19 protein-coding genes and 1 pseudogene are annotated in these 20,330 nt (G+C 60.1%); 11 read left to right on the top strand and 9 right to left on the bottom strand.

The annotated features are described in order from the left end of the window. Positions 1 to 2: 2 nt before the first annotated feature. Positions 3 to 1,505, top strand: coding sequence for an ABC transporter substrate-binding protein (locus tag FHT86_RS36430; RefSeq protein WP_246779831.1), 1,503 nt, complete (start codon positions 3 to 5; stop codon positions 1,503 to 1,505). A gap of 125 nt (positions 1,506 to 1,630) precedes the next feature. On the opposite strand, the gene FHT86_RS36425 is transcribed toward FHT86_RS36430, so the two are convergent. The 3 genes and pseudogenes from FHT86_RS36425 to FHT86_RS36415 all read right to left on the bottom strand — a co-directional run. After that, positions 1,631 to 2,356, bottom strand: a complete 726-nt coding sequence (locus FHT86_RS36425) for a ribonuclease activity regulator RraA (protein WP_133704732.1) — start codon at positions 2,354 to 2,356, stop codon at positions 1,631 to 1,633. Positions 2,357 to 2,374: 18 nt separating this feature from the next. Then, entirely contained in the window at positions 2,375 to 4,111 is a 1,737-nt protein-coding gene (gene araD / locus FHT86_RS36420; RefSeq protein WP_133704731.1) for an L-arabinonate dehydratase, read from the bottom strand. A gap of 52 nt (positions 4,112 to 4,163) precedes the next feature. Continuing rightward, a pseudogene (locus tag FHT86_RS36415) lies at positions 4,164 to 4,295 on the bottom strand (ABC transporter permease); the annotation flags it as partial. A 227-nt stretch (positions 4,296 to 4,522) separates the two neighbouring features. Between FHT86_RS36415 and FHT86_RS36410 the strand changes: the two are divergent. Beyond that, positions 4,523 to 5,215 carry a GntR family transcriptional regulator gene (locus tag FHT86_RS36410; RefSeq protein WP_133704730.1) on the top strand — a complete coding sequence of 231 codons (693 nt, stop codon included), beginning with the start codon at positions 4,523 to 4,525 and terminating at the stop codon, positions 5,213 to 5,215. Positions 5,216 to 5,233: 18 nt separating this feature from the next. On the opposite strand, the gene FHT86_RS36405 is transcribed toward FHT86_RS36410, so the two are convergent. Genes FHT86_RS36405 through FHT86_RS37700 form a run of 3 tightly spaced genes read right to left on the bottom strand, consistent with a single transcriptional unit; the run spans position 5,234 to position 7,440 of the window. Continuing rightward, a complete protein-coding gene (locus FHT86_RS36405) occupies positions 5,234 to 6,067 on the bottom strand; it encodes an SMP-30/gluconolactonase/LRE family protein (RefSeq protein ID WP_133704729.1) in 834 nt (277 codons plus the stop codon). A gap of 12 nt (positions 6,068 to 6,079) precedes the next feature. Beyond that, positions 6,080 to 7,231, bottom strand: a complete 1,152-nt coding sequence (locus FHT86_RS36400; RefSeq protein WP_208116624.1) for an MFS transporter — start codon at positions 7,229 to 7,231, stop codon at positions 6,080 to 6,082. Then, on the bottom strand, positions 7,150 to 7,440 hold the full coding sequence (locus tag FHT86_RS37700) for a hypothetical protein (protein ID WP_208116623.1): 291 nt from the start codon (positions 7,438 to 7,440) through the stop codon (positions 7,150 to 7,152). Before FHT86_RS37700 ends, FHT86_RS36400 begins: the two co-directional genes overlap by 82 nt. 234 nt (positions 7,441 to 7,674) lie before the next feature. On the opposite strand from FHT86_RS37700, the gene FHT86_RS36395 reads away from it, so the two are divergent. The 4 genes from FHT86_RS36395 (at position 7,675) to nadC (ending at position 12,015) form a co-directional block, all read left to right on the top strand. Beyond that, positions 7,675 to 8,577, top strand: a complete 903-nt coding sequence (locus FHT86_RS36395) for an NrtR DNA-binding winged helix domain-containing protein (RefSeq protein ID WP_133704728.1) — start codon at positions 7,675 to 7,677, stop codon at positions 8,575 to 8,577. Positions 8,578 to 8,646: 69 nt separating this feature from the next. Then, positions 8,647 to 9,618 carry a quinolinate synthase NadA gene (gene nadA, locus FHT86_RS36390; protein WP_133704727.1) on the top strand — a complete coding sequence of 324 codons (972 nt, stop codon included), beginning with the start codon at positions 8,647 to 8,649 and terminating at the stop codon, positions 9,616 to 9,618. Continuing rightward, positions 9,615 to 11,156, top strand: a complete 1,542-nt coding sequence (locus FHT86_RS36385) for an L-aspartate oxidase (RefSeq protein WP_133704726.1) — start codon at positions 9,615 to 9,617, stop codon at positions 11,154 to 11,156. The genes nadA and FHT86_RS36385 overlap by 4 nt, the downstream gene beginning before the upstream one ends. A 1-nt stretch (position 11,157) precedes the next feature. Further along, entirely contained in the window at positions 11,158 to 12,015 is an 858-nt protein-coding gene (nadC, locus tag FHT86_RS36380) for a carboxylating nicotinate-nucleotide diphosphorylase (protein WP_183869055.1), read from the top strand. Positions 12,016 to 12,038: 23 nt separating this feature from the next. On the opposite strand, the gene FHT86_RS36375 is transcribed toward nadC, so the two are convergent. Further along, positions 12,039 to 12,815, bottom strand: a complete 777-nt coding sequence (locus FHT86_RS36375; protein ID WP_133704725.1) for an SDR family oxidoreductase — start codon at positions 12,813 to 12,815, stop codon at positions 12,039 to 12,041. A 200-nt stretch (positions 12,816 to 13,015) separates the two neighbouring features. On the opposite strand from FHT86_RS36375, the gene FHT86_RS36370 reads away from it, so the two are divergent. Both FHT86_RS36370 and FHT86_RS36365 read left to right on the top strand, forming a co-directional pair. Beyond that, positions 13,016 to 13,612: a 2-hydroxychromene-2-carboxylate isomerase gene (locus FHT86_RS36370; RefSeq protein WP_133704724.1), complete on the top strand. Its 597-nt coding sequence runs from the start codon at positions 13,016 to 13,018 to the stop codon at positions 13,610 to 13,612. A 127-nt stretch (positions 13,613 to 13,739) separates the two neighbouring features. Continuing rightward, the gene (locus FHT86_RS36365) at positions 13,740 to 14,354 is read left to right on the top strand and encodes an Rrf2 family transcriptional regulator (RefSeq protein WP_312862671.1); all 615 of its coding nucleotides are present in this window, start codon (positions 13,740 to 13,742) and stop codon (positions 14,352 to 14,354) included. A gap of 83 nt (positions 14,355 to 14,437) precedes the next feature. Here the strand turns inward: FHT86_RS36365 and FHT86_RS36360 are convergent, their stop codons facing one another. Beyond that, positions 14,438 to 15,526, bottom strand: coding sequence for a porin (locus tag FHT86_RS36360; RefSeq protein WP_133704722.1), 1,089 nt, complete (start codon positions 15,524 to 15,526; stop codon positions 14,438 to 14,440). A 301-nt stretch (positions 15,527 to 15,827) separates the two neighbouring features. Beyond that, positions 15,828 to 16,688, bottom strand: coding sequence for a MurR/RpiR family transcriptional regulator (locus tag FHT86_RS36355; protein WP_133704721.1), 861 nt, complete (start codon positions 16,686 to 16,688; stop codon positions 15,828 to 15,830). Between the two features lie 239 nt (positions 16,689 to 16,927). Between FHT86_RS36355 and murA the strand changes: the two genes are divergently transcribed. From murA to murQ, 3 genes are all read left to right on the top strand, one after another. Then, positions 16,928 to 18,184 (top strand): UDP-N-acetylglucosamine 1-carboxyvinyltransferase, encoded by a 1,257-nt coding sequence (gene murA / locus FHT86_RS36350; protein ID WP_133704720.1) that lies wholly within the window; start codon positions 16,928 to 16,930, stop codon positions 18,182 to 18,184. Further along, the gene (locus FHT86_RS36345) at positions 18,181 to 19,071 is read left to right on the top strand and encodes an N-acetylglucosamine kinase (RefSeq protein ID WP_133704719.1); all 891 of its coding nucleotides are present in this window, start codon (positions 18,181 to 18,183) and stop codon (positions 19,069 to 19,071) included. Before murA ends, FHT86_RS36345 begins: the two co-directional genes overlap by 4 nt. Before the next feature lie 275 nt (positions 19,072 to 19,346). After that, complete coding sequence (gene murQ, locus FHT86_RS36340) at positions 19,347 to 20,270, top strand: N-acetylmuramic acid 6-phosphate etherase (RefSeq protein WP_133704718.1); 924 nt, start codon at positions 19,347 to 19,349, stop codon at positions 20,268 to 20,270. Positions 20,271 to 20,330 lie beyond the last annotated feature (60 nt).

The following is a 20,330-nucleotide window of genomic DNA, read 5'->3' as shown; positions in this document are numbered from 1 at the left end:
TGATGATGCTACGTAAAGTTTTTGTTTTCGCGGCGGTTCTCGGGCTCGCCCTTTTTCCGTCCGCAATAATCACCCAGGCTGCCGAGAAGCAGCAGATCGTCGTGGATCTCGTCAATGAGCCGTCGACGCTCGATCCGCAGATTCAGTGGAACCCGGACAGCTATTTCGTCTATCGCAATATTTTCGACAATCTCGTAACCCGCGACAATAGCGGCAAGATCGTTCCGGAGATTGCCACCTCCTGGAAGAGCCTGTCGGACACTAAGATCGCCTTCAGCCTGCGCAGCGACGTGACCTTTCACGACGGCACGCCGCTGACTGCCGAAGACGTGGCTTTCAGCGTCAATCGCATCGTCGATCCAAAGCTGGCGAGCCCGCAGCTCAGCCAGTTCGCCAAGATCGCCAAGGCCGAGGTTTCCGGGGATCATGAGGTCACACTGACGCTCAAGACCCCCTATCCGGCGTTGCTGGCGCAGTTGACCAAACTCTCCATCGTTCCCGAGCATGTGGTCCAGAAAGTCGGTAACCAGGCGTTCAATCTGGCGCCGGTGGGTAGCGGCCCCTATAAATTTGTAAAATGGGATCGCGGTGTTTCCGTCACGCTTGTTCGTTACGACGGCTATTGGGGTAACAAAGGCCCGTTCGAACAGGCCGTGTTCCGCGCCGTGCCGGATGCTTCGACCCGGCTTGCGGACCTGCAGGCAGGCGTTGCCGATTTCGCTCGTGCCCTGACGTCCGATCAGGCGGCGCAGTTGGAAGGCTCGCAAACCGTCAAGGCGGTACCGGTGCTGACCGAAAGAATGGCCTTCATCCGCATCAATCCGAACAAGCCGCCCTTCGACAATCTGCAACTGCGCCAGGCGCTCGCCTATGCCATCGACAAGGAAGGCATCACGCAGGGCATTCTCGGTGGCTTCGACAAGCCGGTCGGCCAGATGATGACGCCGGCACATTTCGGCTGGAGCGACAAGATTGCCGGGCTGCCCTACGATCCGGACAAGGCAAAGGCTTTGATTGCCAGCGCCGGCAAGCCGGCCAAGTTTCAGCTAACCATCGGCGCCTTCTTCGATCAGCGCGTCGCCGAAGCTATTTTGCAGGAACTGCAGGAGGTCGGCTTCGACGTCGAAATCTCGCAGGTCGACACGCCGACGTTCCTGCAGCTCATCCAGAAGGGCCCGGCTGACGCTCCCGCCTTGGCAATCAGCACCAATTCCTGCGCCTGCCAGGATGCCGATGGCGTTCTGAATTATCTGTTCCACTCGGGCAGCACCTGGACGATCGTCGCGAAACCGGAAATCGACGCCTTGCTAGACGAGGCCGGCTCGTCGTCGGAAGAACAGAAGCGACTGGCAGATTATGAAAAGATCGGCCAGTTCATCGTCGACCAAGTGCCCACCGTGCCGCTTTATCAGATGGATGCGATCTACGGTGCGGCCAAGGCGCTGAATTTTCAGCCGACTCCCAATGAAAGCTTCTTCCTGAACCGGATGAGCTGGGCCGGATAAGCTCCGCTTATTTCGCCTTTGGAGACATGCGAAATCCCGTCACGATCAATGACGGGACTTCGATTTGCGGGCCCGCGAGGCCGAATTGTCCGTCGCGGATTTGCGTTTTGCCTTGATCGCGGTGATCAACGTCCGTTCTTCTTCCTCCACTCCGCAAACTTGACTTTCGGTGCGTCGCTGGTTGCCGGATAGAGCCCGATGATGGTCGCGCCGTTCAAGACTTCCTCGGTGACGAAATCCTCGTAGGCCGTCATTTCGACTGTCTCGTCGGCGATTTCGTCAGCGAGGTGGGCCGGGATGACAATGACGCCCTCATTGTCGCCGACGAGAACGTCGCCGGGGAAAACCGCGACGTCGCCGCAGCCGATCGGCACGTTCATTTCGATCGCCTGGTGCAGCGTCAGGTTTGTCGGCGCAGACGGGCGGTGATGGTAGGCGGGGATATCGAGGTTGGCGATTTCCGGGCTGTCGCGGAAGCCGCCATCGGTTACAACGCCGGCGACGCCCCGCACCTGCAGCCGCGATATCAGGATCGAGCCGGCCGAGGCCGCTCGTGCATCCTTGCGACTGTCCATGACAAGAACCGCGCCGGGCGGGCACTTTTCGACGGCAGCGCGCTGCGGATGTTCAGGGTTGCGGAAGACATCGAGCGTATTCAGGTCTTCGCGCGCGGGGATGTAGCGCAGTGTGAAGGCCTGGCCGACCATGTTCGCCTTCTTCGGCGATAGCGGGCGGACATCCTGGATGAATTGATTGCGAAAGCCGCGCTTGAAGAGTGCCGTGGCGATCGTCGGCGTGGCCACGCCCATCAGTTTGCTGCGCGTCTCGCTGCTCAGCACGTAATTGCTCATGACATATGTCCTTTGCGGTCAATAAATGTCGGGTTCGCCCGGCGTCGGGCCGAAACCGGTTTCCAGGAAATCGAAGTCGCAGCCGGTGTCGGCCTGCGCCACATGGCGAGCGAACATCCAGCCATAGCCGCGGCCGAACTTTTCCGCCGGCTTGACCCAGGCTTCACGCCGCCGCTGCAATTCATCTTCGTCCACCAGCATGTCGATCCGTCGCGCCTCGAGATCGAGGCGAACGATGTCGCCATTCTTCAACAGCGCCAGCGGGCCGCCGACGTGTGATTCCGGCGAGACATGCAGGATGCAGGCGCCGTAGCTCGTCCCGCTCATGCGGGCGTCGGAGAGGCGCAGCATGTCGCGATGGCCCGCCTTCAGCAACGCCTTCGGCATCGGCAGCATGCCCCATTCCGGCATGCCGGGGCCGCCTTGCGGACCGGCGCCGCGCAGCACCATGACGTGGTCGGGGGTGATGTCGAGATTTTCATCGTCGACCGCCGCCTTCATCTCCGGATAGCTGTCGAATACCAGCGCCGGTCCCTGATGCTTGTGGAAGCGCGGATCGCAGGCGGCCGGCTTGATGACGGCGCCGGTCGGCGCAAGATTACCCTTCAGGACCGCAAGCGACCCTTCATGATAGACGGGATTGTCGAGCGAGCGGATGACGTCGTCGTTGTAGCACTTGGCGCCCTCCAGCGTTTCGCCGAGGGTGACACCGGAAACGGTCAGCGCCGAAAGATCGAGCTTGGCAGACAGCTTCGCCATCAGCGCGCGCAGGCCGCCGGCATAGTAGAAATCCTCCATGAGATAAGCCTTGCCGGTCGGTCGGATATTGGCAAGCACCGGGGTCATACGGCCGGCCTTATCGAGATCGTCCAACGTAAGGTCGACGCCCGCGCGGCGCGCCATCGCGATCAGATGCACGACCGCATTGGTAGAACAGCCTGTTGCCATCGCCACGGCGACGGCATTGCTGACGGCGGCCGGAGTCACGATCTTCGAGGGAACAAGGTCTTCCCAGACCATCTCGACAATGCGGCGGCCGACGGCTGACGACATGCGGATGTGGTTGGAGTCGGCTGCCGGGATTGAACTCGCTCCGGGCAAGGTGAGGCCCAACGCCTCGGCAATCGCCGTCATGGTGCTCGCCGTGCCCATGGTCATGCAGTGGCCGTAGGACCGGGCAATGCCGGCTTCGACCTCGACCCATTCCTTCTCCGAAATCGTGCCGGCGCGACGTTCATCCCAGAATTTCCAGGCATCCGACCCGGACCCCAGATATTCGCCGCGATAATTGCCGCGCAGCATCGGGCCGGCGGGCAGGTAGATCATAGGCAAGCCCATGCTGAGCGCACCCATCACGAGGCCGGGCGTGGTCTTGTCGCAGCCGCCCATCAGGACGGCACCGTCGACCGGATGCGAGCGCAGAAGCTCTTCGGCTTCCATCGCCAGCATATTGCGGTAGAGCATGGTGGTCGGTTTGACATAGCTTTCGGACAGCGACAGCGCCGGCAGTTCAAGAGGGAAGCCGCCGGCCTGAAAGATGCCGCGCTTCACGTCTTCGACGCGATGCTTAAAGTGGGCGTGGCAGGGATTGGCGTCGGACCAGGTATTGAGGATGGCGATGACGGGCTTGCCCGCCCATTCTTCCGGTGCATAGCCCATCTGCATGGTGCGTGAACGGTGCCCCGAACTTCTGAGGTCGTCGGGCGCAAACCATTTGGCGCTGCGCAACTCTGCCGATTTCCTTTTGGCATTCATTATTTTAGGACCTTATATTCAACTATCATAAGAGATGAATCCGCGCGGGGCATCATTCCTTCATGCCCCATTTCTGCAGGGTTCGACGCTCGATCGTTTGGAAAACCAGGTTCTCGACAATAAGGCCGATAACGATGACCGTCAGCAGGCCTGCGAAGACCGACGGTATGTCGAAAAGGTTGCGGGTGATCGAAATGTCGGTTTTTTCGGCAGCGCCGGCCGAAAAAGTGCTGGCCAGCATCATGGCGACCGCGGTCATGCCGCGGAGAAATCCTCTCATTACATCCTCCCAAATTAGGCGCAAACTCATGAAATCGCGTTTACACAAATCGACTAAAGCACTAATGTATCAGTGCATCAAGCCCTAAATTGTGCTTTATGGGCTGACGCTCTCGATGAGGAAGGTAGCCAGTGAAAGTAAACCCGAAAGAATTTGCCTTGGACCGCTCCCGCCAGGTCGCGCCGCAGATCCTGGAAATCCTGCGATCGCGTATTCTTTCAATGAGTTTGCCGCCGACCACCGTCCTGTCGCGCATCTCGCTTCAGAGCGAATTCAACGTCAGCCAGACGCCGGTTCGCGACGCCTTGATCAGGCTGGAGGAGGAGGGGCTCGTCGAGGTCTACCCGCAATATGCGACCGTCGTCGCGAGAATCGACATCGGCAACGCCATCGAGGCGCATTTCCTGCGTTTATCGATCGAACTGGAGGCCATCCGGCGGCTGACGACCGAATTCCCCGAGGAAACGGCAGCGGCACTTCGGCATGTTCTGGTGCGGCAAGAGCATGTCATTTCGCCGGAGACCTACGATCTATTCGATGGCCTCGACAAGGATTTTCACCGTATTCTCTTCGAAAGGGTCGGCATCCTGGGACTCTGGGCGACCGTCCGGCGCCAGAGCGTCCATCTCGATCGGCTTCGCATGCTGAACCTGCCGATGCCGGGCAAACAGCAGCAGGTCATTACCGATCACCATGCCATCGTCGATGCTGTCCAGTCAGGGGACGTGGAACAGGCGGTGGCAGCGCTTCGAAAGCATCTTTCCGGCACGCTGTCGATCATCGATCTCATCTGCGAGAAATATCCGGATTACGTCAGCCGATAGGCAGCCTACCGATTGCGATCACGACAACGTCGCGCGCAGCACATGCCCCGAGGCGTGCGTTTCCTCTTCGGGGACGGTCCGTCTGGTCGTCACGAAAACGGAGCGCGGATTGGCTCTGTCCATGACGATCTTGGTTGGATGCGTCACCGGAAAAGGGATCGGTTCCAGCGCTTCGCCTGACGGCGCGAAGCGGAGAAGCTGTGATCCACCAACGCCGGCGATCCAGTAGATGCCATCCTCATCGATGAACGCGCCGTCCGGCCGGCCGGCGAAATCATGCGTCGTCGCAAAGACGCGGCGATTGCTTGGCATTCCTGTGACGACGTCATAGTCGCAAACCCAGATGGTTTGCACGGTGGGATGAGAATCCGAGAAATACATGCGGCTACGAACCGGATCGAAGGCGAGTCCGTTCGGCGTCCACAGGCCATCGAAAAGACGGCGGTGTGTAAGATCGGCTTCGATGCAGAAAACGGCTCCCGCGGGTTCGGTGAGCTCCAGGTGGATGGTGCTTGCCCAGAAGCGGCCCGCCGGATCGAGGGCGCTGTCGTTGAAGCGAACATCCCTGCGGCTTTCTGGCGAGCAGGCCGGATCGAAACGACCATTTGCCGGATCGAAGAGAAAAATGCCGCTGGCGAGGCCTGCCAGCAGCATCCCATCCGGTCGCTGAGCGATGCAGCCGACAGCCTCCGGTGCGTCCCAGACCTCGGTTCTGCCTGATGCCGCGTCCGTCCGCAGCAGCCGGCAGCCTTCGGTATCGACCCACCAGAGGCAACTGCCGTCCTCCGACCAGACCGGGCTTTCGCCGAGAAACCCCCAACGGTCGGAGAATACTTCGAATGCTGATATCATCTTGCCTCTTATTTATGCGCGCTGACCGCGAGCTTCTAAATGATCGCCCGGCGTCAAACCGTCGACCAAGTCCTTCCATCGTCCGAGGCGCGGTGCCGTTTCCGGCAACGCCGCCGTGCAGGCGATAGTAATAATACAGCCGAGAGCGATGAAGCCGGCGAGCGCCCAGGGGGCACCATTCAAAAGCGCCAGCAGCCAACCGGCGGCAAGCGTCCCGACGGACCCGATCAGCGCGCCGATCTGCTGGATGAAGGAGACGCCGCTTGCGCGGATGTGTGTCGGGAAGAACTCGGCAAAATAGGCTGCCTGTGGCCCGTACATTGCGCTATGACCGATCGCCAGCGCCGCCGTTAGGCCCACCCAGATGTAGCTGTCGACGCGATAGTAGACCAGGGCAAAGGTAGGAAAGCTTGCCAGAAGCACGGTTGCCGCGCCCAGCGTATAGACGGGCTTGCGGCCGATGCGATCGGAAAGGGCGCCCCAAAACGGCATGCTGATCAATTCCAGCACGATTGCCACGAGCGATGCCGTCGTCATCACCGGCCGCGACACGCCGCGACTCGTCGCATAGGCGGTAATCAGCACGGCAAAGCTGGTGAAGGCGACGCTTTCGGCAAATTTGGTGCCGCAGCCGAGGGCGAGATAACGCGGATATTTCCTGACGATCTCGACTAGCGGATGCGGGTCCTCCGCGCGGCGCTTGCGCATTTCCAGGAACAGCGGCGATTCCGTCAGTTGCAGACGGATATACATGCCGACGGCGACCAGTACGAGGCTGAGGAGGAAGGGAATACGCCAGCCCCAGCTCAGGAAGGCCTCGTCCGACAGGGTGGTCGTCAACACGGCGAAGATACCAAGCGGCAGGATGAAGCCGGCAGGCGCACCCGTCTGCACCCAAGAGCCGAAATAGCCACGCCGCCTGGCAGGCGCGTGCTCGCACATGATGAGAATCGCGTTGCCCTGTTCGCCGCCGATGCCAAAGCCATGAAGCATGCGGATGAACAGCAGGATCAATGGAGCGGCGATGCCGATGCTCTCGTAGGTCGGCATCAAACCGATGACGAATGTAGCGACGCCGACGATCAAAAGCGTGGTGACCAGCGCACTCTTGCGACCGTATCGATCGCCGAGATAACCGAACAACAGGCCACCGATCGGGCGCACGAAAAGCCCGCAGCATAGGTGCCGAGCGCGACAAGCGAGCCGACGAGCGGATCGAAGCTCGGAAAAAACAGCTTGTTGAAAACCAGTGCCGAGGCGGTGGCGTAGATGAAGAAATCGTACCACTCGACAGTGGTGCCGATGCAGGAGGCGATTGCCACCCTTCGCATCATGGCGGAGCTTGCCTGCTCCTGCAGTCCAGTATTGCTCATAATATCCTCCCAGATCCGGCACGGCCGGCATTCATTATTCGTGCACTAAAGCACTAATGCATCAATATATCAATAGCACGCTTACAATGTGTTTTGATGGACACGAGTTCGGGTATGAGCGGTGTTTTGAAGCGTTTGCGATGTCGTGAAATGTTGAGTGGCCGAACAGCTGCATTGGCTTCGGCGACGCTTCGTGCGAGAAAAGTTAAGCTCCAAATAAGATAGGGAATCTCCTTGACCATCGGACTTGCGCACGCCGAATTGATCGCGGTTCTGACGGCCGTTACCGGTAACGATCCCAGGGTGATGACGGTGCGGTCCGGCGATGCATTGCCATCGGGACCGTTCGAACTCGGGCACCGTACCTTGCAGAGCGGTCTTCGCGAATGGGTGCGGGAACAGACGGCGCATCCGGTCGGATATCTCGAGCAGCTTTATACATTTGCCGACCGCGACCGGAATAACGAGATTCTCGGCGGTCGAACGATCTCAATCAGCTATCTCGGGCTGGTGCGCGAGCAGGCAGCCCCCGGCGCTGGCCGACCGGGCTGGCATGGTTGGTACGAATATCTCCCCTGGGAGGACCATCGTCGCGGCCGGCCATCTGTCCTGGACGATATTATCGGGCGGTTGGATAGCTGGGTCGCCAACGATCCGGCCCGGCGCGATCAACGTCGGCGCCGCGCCGACTTTGCCTTTGGTTTGAACGATACCGCCTGGAACGAAGATCTCGTGCTGCAGCGCTATGAGCTTCTTTATGAGGCTGGGCTTGTCTTGGAGGCGGGTTGCTCGCAGCAGATCAATTCCGGCCGACCGATGTTTGCCGATCACCGCCGCATTCTTGCGACCGGCATGGCGCGGCTGCGTGCGAAGATCAAATATCGGCCTGTGGTTTTCGAACTGATGCCGGAAAGTTTTACGCTCCTTCAGTTGCAGCGCACCGTCGAGGCCCTGGCGGGCCTGACGCTGCACAAGCAGAACTTCCGCCGGCTGATCGAGCAGCAGGAGCTGGTGGAGGAAACCGGTGCGACTGAAAGCGAGACGGGGGGGCGCCCAGCCAAGCTCTTTCGTTTCCGTCGCGCCGTCCTCGAAGAACGTGAACTCGCCGGAACGAAATTACCGCTCTCCCGCAATTGACATATGCTCATAACGAGAATATCTATCTGCGCATAATATGCTCAAAGTGAGTATAATAAGGAGCCGGTCATGAACTACCCCGTATCCGCATCCTCCCTCTATGATCGAGTCAGCCGCGTTATCCCCAAAGCCGAATGGATGATGTTTGAGGATGATGTCGAGGCGATCCTCGAACTGAAACGCCGCCGCAACGCAGTCATCCTCGCGCATAACTATCAGACGCCGGAGATCTTCCACGGCGTCGCCGATATCGTCGGCGATAGCTTGGCGCTTGCCCGCAAGGCGATCGACGTGGACGCCGACATCATCGTGCTGGCCGGCGTGCATTTCATGGCCGAGACTGCCAAGCTGCTCAATCCGGCAAAGACCGTCCTGATCCCCGACATGGCTGCCGGTTGTTCGCTCGCGGAATCGATCACGCCGGAAGATATTGCATTGTTGCGCCAGGCCCATCCCGGTGTTCCCATTGTCACCTATGTCAACACTTCTGCTGCGGTGAAGGCGGCATCCGATATCTGCTGCACATCGGGCAATGCCAAGCAGGTGGTGGAATCGCTCGGCGTCCCCAAGGTGCTGATGATCCCCGACGAATATCTGGCGCAGAACGTGGCGCGCGAGACCAATGTCGAGATCATCGCCTGGCATGGGCATTGCGAGGTGCATGAGCTTTTCACCGCGGACGATGTACGCCAGCTTCGCGAAAATTATCCCGGCATAACGGTGCTTGCTCATCCGGAGTGCCCGCCTGACGTCGTCAGGCAAGCGGATTTCGCTGGCTCCACCGCCGTCATGTCGGACTATGTCGGCAAGAAGCGCCCGGCGCGGGTCGTACTTCTGACCGAATGTTCAATGAGCGACAACGTCGCCGTCCATCATCCTGATGTCGAGTTCGTCCGGCCCTGCAATCTCTGCCCGCACATGAAGCGGATCACGCTCGGCAATATCCGCAAGGCACTCGAGGAAAATAAGCACGAAGTGACCGTGGATCCGGCAATTGCCGTTGCGGCGCGTCGCGCCGTGGAAAGGATGCTGGCGATATGACCGAGGTTCTTAACGATCTTGCCGGCCGTGTCGTCATCGTCGGCAGCGGTCTCGCCGGGCTGATGGCGGCACTGACGCTCGCGCCGCAACCGGCCGTCATTCTCACTCGCGCGGCACTCGGCGCTGAGACATCGAGCGCCTGGGCTCAAGGCGGCATCGCCGCCAGCATCGGAGCGGACGATAGTGCCGAGCTGCATCTCGCCGACACGCTTGCCGCCGGCGATGGGCTCTGCGATCCGGTGGTGGCCGCCAGCATCATTGCCGATGCGCCTGCGGCAATTGCCGCTCTGGAGCAGGCCGGCGTGCGCTTCGACCGAAATGGCGCGGGTGCCTTGTCGCTCGGCCTCGAGGCCGCCCACTCACGCCGCCGCATCGTTCATGCCGAAGGCGACGGCTCCGGCGCGGCGATCGTCCGTGCGCTGGTGCAGGCAGTAGCAAACACGCCGTCCATTACAGTGCTTGAAGGACATGAGGCGCGGCGGTTGCTCCTGGATGGCGAGCGGATCAGCGGCCTCCTATGCGCGACACCGAAGGGAATGGCCGTTCTGCCCACCTCCCGCGTCCTGCTTGCGACCGGCGGCATTGGCGGTCTCTTCGATGCGACGACCAATCCCATCGGCAATTTCGGTCAGGGGATCGCGCTTGCCGCGAGGGCAGGAGCGCTTCTGGCTGATATGGAATTCGTGCAGTTTCATCCGACGGCTCTCGATTCCCGCCGCCGGCCGCTGGCGCTGGTCAGCGAAGCCGTGCGCGGCGAGGGCGCCTTACTCGTCAATGAGAAAGGCGAGCGTTTCATGACGCTGATTCCCGGCGCCGAACTGGCCCCGCGCGATGTCGTCGCACGGGCGATCAGCGCGGAAATCGCCCGCGGCGGTCGTGTCTTTCTCGATGCTCGCCAAGCACTCGACAGGCGCTTTTCCACCCGGTTCCCCGTGATCGATGCGCTCTGCCGGGAGGCCGGCATTGATCCGTCAAGCGAACTCATCCCAGTGCGTCCCGCCGTTCACTATCACATGGGCGGGGTGGCGACGGATGCGAACGGCCGCAGCTCCGTCTCCGGCCTCTGGGTTGCCGGGGAGGCGGCGTCCACCGCTCTGCATGGAGCCAATCGGCTGGCCAGCAACTCGTTGCTGGAGGCCGCGGTCATGGGGATGCGCGCAGCACGGGACATTGGCAGTGGTGCTGCGAGCCCTGCGAACGTGCCGTCCGAACATGCACGCTTGGCAGCCCCGGATGCTTCGTTTGTCCGGCCGATCGTCTCGCGTCATCTCGGCGTGCTTCGCAATGCCGGTGCCATTCATGGGGCGATCGCTGCGCTTCTGCCGCTGGCCGAAAGCGAAGGTCCGGCCGCCGATCCCGCTATCGTGGCGCTGCTCATCGCCGTCTTCGCCAACCTGCGGACGGAATCACGTGGTGCCCACGCCCGCACGGATTTCCCGCTGAAGCTGTCACAGGCCAAGCGCCGGACAATGCGTCTGTTCGATGCATTGGACATCGCCCGATCCACCATTCCCTATTCCTTCGCTAGGAGCGCCTGATATGACCGTTGTTCCCCTTCCGCGCCTCGTCATCGAGCCGCTGGTGCGCAATGCTCTGCTGGAAGATCTCGGCCTTGCCGGCGATGTCACGTCTGCCGCCGTCATCCCGGCGGATCATCGCTCCACCGTTGCCATGGTGGCCCGCCAGCCGGGCGTGATTGCCGGGCTCGATGCTTCGGAACTCGCTTTCCAGCTGGTCGATCCTCAGATTGTCATGACCCGTCATCGTCTCGACGGCGCGAAGGTAGCTGCTGGCGATGTGATCGCAATGATCGAAGGCCCGTCCCGCGGTCTGTTGACGGCCGAGCGGACTGCGTTGAATTTCCTCGGTCACCTCTCCGGTATCGCGACGGTGACGGCCGGTATCGTCGAGGCGATCAGCGACACGAAGGCGTCGATCGTCTGCACCCGCAAGACAACGCCGGGGCTACGAGCGCTGGAGAAATATGCCGTCCGGGCCGGTGGCGGCATGAACCATCGTTTTGCGCTCTACGATGCGGTGCTGATCAAGGACAATCATGTCGCGATCGCAGGCGGCGTCGTGGAGGCTATCCGGCGTGCCAAAGCCGGCGTCGGCCACATGGTCAAGATCGAGGTCGAAGTGGATACGCTTGATCAGCTTCGCGAAGCCATGGAAGAGAGCGTCGACGCTGTGTTGCTTGACAACATGACGTCTGATCAACTGCGTGAGGCAGTGAGCATCGTTGCCGGGCGGGCAATCACTGAGGCCTCGGGCCGCGTTACGCCTTCAACTGCTACGGCAATTGCTGCCTCCGGCGTCGATCTGATATCCGTTGGCTGGGTGACGCACAGTGCGCCGACGCTCGATATCGGGCTCGACTGGAAAGCGGCTGCGTAAAGCGGGGCTCGATATCGGCCGTCTCAAACCACAGTCGGGACCTGCGCTCCATCCATGCTGATCACGACGCCGGTAACATAGCTTGCCTTGGACGAACTGAGGAAGGCGACGACATTGGCGACGTCTTCCGGCGTTGCCATGCGGCCGATTGGGATACGGCGCAGGGCGGTGGCCAGGGCATCTTCCTCGGTTCCGCCGGCAAGTTTGGCTTCGGCCTTTATGCCCTCGGCAACGCGATCCGTCTCGGTGAGGCCGGGGTTGAGGCCGACAACACGGACGCCCTGGCCGGCATAGGCATTGGCAAGACCGACGCTCGCGAGCATCAATGCGGCATTGGCGGCACCGCCGGCAAGATGGGTCGGAGACGCGACCTTGCCGCCATTGCCGATGATGTTGACGATCGTGCCCGAACCGCGCGCGGCCATGCGCTTGATGACCGGATCAAGAACGTTGATATAGGAAAAATACTTCGCCTCCATCGCCGCCCGCCAGGCGGACGGGGTCAGGTCCTGCACCGGCGTACGCATGGCGGCACCCGCGCTGTTGACGAGAATATCGATCGGACCGACATCGTTCTCGACCTTGTCGACGACTTCCAAAGCCTGCCCGTCGGAGGTCAGGTCGGCGGCATAGCCGCTGGCTCCGGGAAGCCGGGAGAGCGCGGTGTCGATGTTGGCTTGCGCTCGCGAGCAGATGCCGACGCGCGCGCCCTCGGATAGGAACAGGCGGGCGCAGGCATAACCGATGCCCTTCGAGCCGCCGGTAATCAGAACGACCTTATTGCCGAGACCGAGGTCCATGGGAAATTCTCCAGACAGATTACAATCGGAGCCGGAAGCTACGTCCTGACGATCGCGGAGTATAGCCCGCGTCTTCCGGAGCCGGGTAACGATATCGTTATGGAAATTGCGCCACGGCATCCGGTTGGCGCTTGCGCACTCGCCACCTTGCTGATCAAAATCCGCGAGTTTTCATCATCATGCATGGGATGCGGCAGACAGTGACCAAGATCATAGATTACGTTTTTTCCATCGGCTCGCCCTGGTCGTATATCGGGCTGGAGCCATTTCTGGATCTCGTCGAAAAGACGGGCGCGGAAATCCGGCCCTATCTCACCACCGTCGTCGAAGAGAATGGTGGTATCTTCTCGCGCAACCGGCCTGAGGCCCGTCGCCAATATTGGCAGCGGGATCTCAAGCGCTGGGCCGGCTTTCGAGGCAAGAAGCTGCTTCTGGAAAACCGCCCGCCGCTCGCTGACCCGGCGCCTGCCGCCTTTATGGTCATTGCCGCCTATCTCGACGGCAAGCCGTGGCTCGACCTGACGAAGGTCCTGCAGGAAGCGTTCTGGGGCCGTGGCGAGGATATTGGCAATCCCGAGGTACGCAAGGCGATCGCTAGCGCCGCAGGTTTCGACGGCGATACTCTCTCGAAGCGCGAGAGCGATGCGGATGTGCAAGGCAAGTGGACGGCGGACCGTGAGTTTGCCATCAAGAACGGCGTCTTCGGCTTTCCGTCATTCCTTTATGACGGCGAGCTCTATTGGGGTCAGGACAATCTGCATTTCCTCGAAAGCCATCTCAACGGTATCAAACCATAAGTGTAAATCGTCTTCCGTATAACTCCGGAGATTGAAATCGATTTCCGGGCCCAGACGCCGATTGTAAGTATTGTTGTGTGCATTGCACCTATTTTTAGGTGCAATGCAGTAATCCTAACTGCCGACAATGTCCGTAATTTGTCGTTGTGCACGATCACCAGCTCCACTTTACAGAGGACTATTTTGCCATTTAACTGCGGGACTGGATTGTTGGGCGAGGCTAGGCTATAAAAATTTTATGATCGACACTCGGTTTCCGACGGCATTTCAGATGGTGTTGACTGTGGCCGTAAACAACCGGGACGGTTTGCGGTGCACGAGTTTTGAACTGGCCGCCGGTCTCGGCTCCAACCCCAGCTTCGTTCGGAAATTGCTCGTGCCGCTCAGCCAAAGCGGAATATTGATTTCGTCCGCCGGGAAGAATGGCGGTATCCGTCTCGGACGGTCGACGAGTGAAATTACCCTTCACGACATCTATAGCTCGGTCATTTTCGACAAAAGGCTTTGGGCTGCACGCGACGACGTGCCGTGCCGCTGTCCTGTGAGCACGCATATTGCCGCACTGTTCGAATGTGTGGCGCGCCGGGCCGAATTCGCCGTTATGGGAGCGCTCAGCGGATTGACGATCGCGGATGCGCTTCGTCAGTTGAGAGAGATCGAGCAGCAGGAATTACAGGCGGCCGACCTGACAGGCTGTCCTCAGGCTGCAGCTGCCAAAAGCCTTGAAACGCTGCAAAGCTGAAATTTCCCCAAATCTGCGGCAAGGAAAGGTCCGGCAGGGAAAAACCGGACCAATCCCCATTTACTGATCGGAGGTCAATCTGATCAGAAACTACGCTGGAAGCGCAGGATACCGGCCCACTGGTCCTGATTGATCGAATCCCAGTTGGTGTAGGACACTTCAGGCTCGATCAGCAGGTTCTTCACCGGATTGAACTTCAGGTTCGTAGTCGCGGCGAAGATCTTGGAGTCAGTGTAAGCGACTTGCAGGTTCCACTTCAGCTTGTCGTTGAAGGGAACTGCGACGCCGCCCCAGGCAGCCCAGTCACCCCAGCCGCAAAGATCGCCACGGCCCGGAGGGCAAGAATCTTCCGACAGGTTGGAGCCGGCATACTGGTTCAGCTTGTCGCCGTCCGTGTTCCAGCCGCCCATCAAGAAGACGGAGAAAGTACCGAAGTCGGCGTCGACGCGAGCCTTGATGGCACCTTCTTCGACGATGGAGTCATAACCACCGACGACCTTGACGCCCCAAATACCGGACTTGTAGCCAGCACCGGCAACGACATTCGGCGCATAATGGTCGGCCTTCGAGGTAACCCAGGCGCCGTCATAGGCATCGCTATCGTTGGCCGAGTTGGAATCTTCCAGCGAGATCACCGCCGTGAAGCCGTTGCCGGCGTCATAGTTGTAGGTCAGCTGGTTGAGTTCGTACGGACCGTCATAGATCACGTCGTCGTTGATGACGTCGCCGGCGTAGCCTGCATAGAGGTTGTACTGCGAATCGAGCTTGCCGACCGTGAAGCCACCGAGGCTGATATTGGCAAACAGCAGTTTCGTAGCGGTGGATCCGCCTTCCTGCCAGTCCCAACGCAGGACGACATTGGTCTTCAGTGCACCGTATTCGGTATCGGTAGCGGTATCGAGATTGAGTTCCGCGCGGGTATGCCACAGCGTGCCGACTTTGTTTGTCGGGCTATAAGCGTCATACCATTCACCTTCGGAGCGAACTTGGCCGCCGATCTTCAGGCAAGTTTCGGTACCCGGAATAAAGAAATATCCCGCGCCATAAGCGTCGCAAATGCGAACGTACTGAAGAGGCTCCGGTTCGGCAGCGACGATAGCATCAGCCGCATGCGCACCAGAGGCAGCGGCGAGTGCCGCCGCAGAGCTGAGAAGAAGCGTTCTTATGTTCATAGTGAGTCCAATCTATTCTCGATTGGGCACAGGCTATCGCGCCGAAAAATCGACGTCCCCACCCCGGTCCCGTTTCGTAAACCCTTTCGGGTAGCGGTCCCTAACCGCGTCCTGGAGTATACAGATTTTCGATTTTGCAACAATGATGGATACAGTAAAAAAACAATCATTGAGCGCAACAGTCAACAATGTTGCGGGAATGTCACGGGCGCCGAGTGTCTGGTTGTATTTTGAAAAAATTCAACTTAAGTATGAGTATATGGATACCGCCAATGGCGTGTGAGGCCGGATGAGGAGCTTTTTACGACAACTGCTTGGCCTTCAGCACCGAGACGGCCGCTTCGCTGTTATGGACGTAGTCGTTGGCGTCGGGCTGTCTCTGCACCAGCAGGATGAACAGCAGGTCGGTCAGCATCAGTTGTGCGTCGCGCGCCGTGATGGCCGAAGAGCGGACGCGGTCTTCGTCGCCGACGGTATAGAGGCGGATATCGGCGACATGGGCCAGGGGATTGTCCTGAAGGCCGGTCACGGCGATGACGGTGGCATTTCGCTGGCTGGCAAGTTCGGCGATCCGCAGGGTTTCGATGCTGGTGCCGGAATAGGAGAGGGCGAACAGGAGGTCGTCGGGGCCGAGTGTCGATGCATTGGCCATCTGCACATGGCTGTCGCTATCGTGCAGCACATTGCGCCCGAGCTTCATCAGCTTATAGGAAAAGTCGCGGGCGACTAGCGAAGAGGCGCCGACGCCGGCGAGATGAATGCGGCGGGCTTCGTAGAGCGCCTTCAGCGCCTTGCCGATATCCAGTTCGTTGTTAACGGCGATCGTCTGCTGCATCGCCTGCAGCTTGCTGCCGAGCAGTTTCTGCAGGATGGTCAAGTAGCCGTCGTCCACTTCGATGGTCCCGTGGATCATGCCTGCCGGGGCCTGCCATTCCTGCGCCTTGGCCTCGCTGACGGCTAGTTTCAGCTCCTGATAGCCGGCGTAGCCGAGTTTCTGGCTGAACTTGACGACGCTCGACTGGCTGCGGCCGGTCTCGGCGGCGAGGGCGGCGGATGAGAGCCTCAGCATCTGGTCGGGATTTTCGACGATGAATTGCCCGATCTGGCGATCAGCCGGCGCCATGCCTTCGAGCTTCGCGCTGATTTTCTTTAAGATAGACATCCGCCCCTTCAGGCCGTGGAGGCCGGTTCACGCGTCGACACAATCGAGCCACAAGATATCATCCGGCCGAGAGTGGGCAACCATGCTTTCGTTCCGTCAGCCCTCGACGTTATCACAAAGGACTTGGAATAAAAAATTCCAATCCACATTGACATGGCGGAATGAACGAATAGTCTTGAGCCGGAAGCAGAGGGGATGGCGTCTGCTCCTTCGCCCCTCTCGTTGACGGGTTTCATATCATGGACAGACTGCGGATATCAGGCGGAAACAGGTTACAGGGCGCTGTGACGATTTCCGGCGCCAAAAATGCCGCCTTGCCACAGATTGCGGCGGCGCTGCTCAGTCCCCATCCGCTGGAGCTGACGAACCTGCCGGCCGTGACCGATGTCGAGAACATGCTCGGCGTCGTCATGCTTCATGGAGCCGTTGTGAACCGGTCTGCGCATGGCACCACTATCGATCCCAGCGCCATCGTCTCGAAGGAAACCTCCTATGATACCGTGAGGCGAATGCGGGCGACGGTGCTGGTGCTTGCGCCCCTGCTGGCGCGCTTCGGGCATGCCCGCGTCTCTCTGCCCGGCGGCTGCGCCATCGGCGCTCGGCCGGTCGACATGCACATCAAGGCACTGGCGACGCTTGGAGCGGATATTGCGATCGAGAACGGCCTGATCGTTGCTTCGGCTCGAAACGGGCTGAAGGGGGCGCGGATTGTTCTCAGTTCCCCGTCCGTCGGCGCAACCGAGACGGCGATGATGGCGGCATGCGCCGCCAAAGGTGAGACGGAGATATTGAATGCGGCGCGTGAGCCGGAGGTGGCCGATCTCGCCGCTTGCCTCGGTGCCATGGGCGCCCGGATCGAGGGTGCCGGTACGCATCGTATCCTGATTGATGGCAGCACCAACTGGCAGCCTGCCAAGCATCATGGCATATCCGACCGGATCGAGGCCGGCACCTATGCGGTTGCAGCAGCCATCACCGGCGGGCAGCTTGAATTGATCCATGCCCGGCTGGAGAATCTCGCTTCCGTCGTGCAGGCGCTCGAGGCCATGGGCGTCAGCGTCTGGCCGAGCGACCGCGGCCTGGTCGTTTCGAGGGATGGTCCGCTCAAAGGCGCCGATATCACGACCGAACCCTATCCAGGCTTTCCGACTGACCTGCAGGCGCAGTTCATGGCGCTCGCCTGCTGCGCAGAAGGCGCCTCGCTGATCCGCGAGACGGTGTTCGAAAACCGCTTCATGCATGTGCCGGAATTGATGCGTCTCGGCGCCAACATCAAACTGCAGGGCACCACGGCGTTGGTGCGCGGCGGTGCGCCTCTTAGAGGCGCACAGGTCATGGCGACCGATCTGCGCGCTTCGGTCTCGCTTGTGCTGGCGGCGCTGGTGTCGCAAGGCGAAACCATCGTCAACCGCGTCTATCATCTCGACCGCGGTTACGAGCAACTGGATCGCAAGCTCCGCCTCTGCGGCGCAGATATCGAGCGACTGACATCATGAGAGCCGAGGCGGACAGCGAGCGCTACTTTCTCGGTATCGACGGCGGAGGTACCGGTTGCCGCGCAAGAATCGAGGATGCCAGTGGCACGGTGTTGGGCCAGGGACTGTCCGGCCCAGCAACGACGCGGCTCGGCATAGACGAGGCCTGGGCTTCCATTGCGAAAGCCTTCGGGGCCGCCATCGAAGAGGCGGGCCTCAGTCCATCCGAGATCGCGAGGATTCACGCGGGCGTCGGGCTTGCCGGGATCGGGCGGAAGGGCGCGCTCGAAGCATTGCGGGCGATAAAGTATCCTTTTGCCAGCATCGATTTCGTCAGCGACGGCGAGGGTGCCTGCCTCGGTGCCCATTCAGGCCGCGACGGCGCAATCGTCATCGCCGGAACGGGATCGATTGGTCTCGGTTTTGTCGAAGGACGCCATTTGCGGGTCGGCGGTTATGGCTTTCCGATCTCCGATGAGGGCAGCGGCGCAGACCTGGGGCTGAAGTCCGTGCAGCTTGCGCTGCGCGCGCATGACGGCCGCCACGAGAAGACGGCGTTGCTGGCAGAGATCATGCAGCGGTTTCAAAATGATCCCATGGAAGCGGTCGCCTGGATGGACCGCGCCTCCGCCACGGACTATGCCGCTCTGGCGCCGATGGTGATGCGCCATGCGGATCAGGGTGATGCTGCAGGCCGGCGTATCGTTCAAAGTGCCGCCGAGCATATTGACACGCTGATCCGAACCCTCTTCGATAAGGGTGCTCCGCGTGTCTCCTTACTCGGCGGCCTCTCCAGCCCGCTTGAGCCCTGGCTGGCGCCGGATGTCCGCCGCCGCCTCAAACCAATCGACGGTGATGCCGTCTCGGGCGCCATCATTCTTGCTAAAAAATCGATCTGCAGCCGCTGAAATGGCAGCCCTGAGCATGGCCGGTTTTTCACGGCAATTCTGGAATATTTTATTCCTATTGTGATTGACGAACGGAATAAATGGACATAATGTTAACGAAGGTAAACAGGGAAAACAGCAGCGAACGAAGCCGCAAAGGCTGGCTGCTTGGGTTGATGACCAGCTTTCTGTTGCGTTGAAAATTTTAAGGCTGCTGCGGCTGGCCCGATCGTTATCGATCGAGCTTGCCATCCCTGATCTATTGATATCGAAGCGTAATTTTCGAGAGCAGGTACATGACAGAACAAAGGTTGATATCCGAACTGGAGCAGTTGGTTTCCGAGGGTCGCAATCCGAACACGATGCATATCGATCTGCTGTCGACCTTCGATATCCTGCGTGAAATCAATTATGAGGATCAAACCGTCCCCATTGCGGTCGAGAAGGTTATTCCCGCGATCGCCGCCGCCGTGAACCAGATCGTTGCGGCTTTCCAGAAAGGTGGCAGGCTGATCTATATGGGCGCCGGCACCAGCGGCCGGCTTGGTGTTCTCGACGCATCCGAATGCCCCCCGACTTTCAGCGTACCACCGAGCATGGTGATCGGCCTGATCGCCGGCGGACCCGACGCGCTGCAGCGTTCGATCGAAGGCGCAGAGGACGATCCGGACCAGGGCCGGCAAGCCTTGCAGGACATCAATCTGACGGCCGCGGACGTCGTCGTCGGTATCGCCGTCAGCGGTCGCACGCCCTACGTCATCGGTGGACTGAACTATGCAAAGAGTGTCGGCGCCGTCACCGTCGCTCTATCCTGCAATCCCAATTCCGTTATCGCCGGCATTGCCGATCTTGCGATTTCTCCCGTCGTGGGTCCGGAAATCCTGACGGGATCGACCAGGCTGAAGTCGGGTACGGCCCAGAAACTCATACTCAACATGCTGACGACAGCGAGTATGATCCGGATCGGCAAGAGCTATCAGAACCTGATGGTCGACGTGAATGCGAGCAACAAGAAACTGGTCGCCCGCGCCTCCAGGATCGTCATGCAGGCGACCGGCTGCACGCCGGAGGAAGCACGCCGCGTGCTCGACCAGACAGGCAATGATGTGAAACTCGCCATTCTCATGGAAATTACCGGGATGGGCATTGAAGAAGCCCGCGTGGCATTGCAAAACGCTGGTGGATTTTTGCGTAAGGCGATCAGTGCGAAGACCGCATGAACTGACGTGGCGGCAGCGATAGCGTTAATGAAGTGGCCAAAATCGGCTGGGGAAGCTTAA

The sequence above is a fragment of the Rhizobium sp. BK313 genome (assembly GCF_014193655.1).
In the GTDB taxonomy this organism is placed as follows: domain Bacteria; phylum Pseudomonadota; class Alphaproteobacteria; order Rhizobiales; family Rhizobiaceae; genus Rhizobium.
Note: the sequence above shows the minus strand (reverse complement) of the source record. Positions and strands in the feature narration are given on the sequence as shown.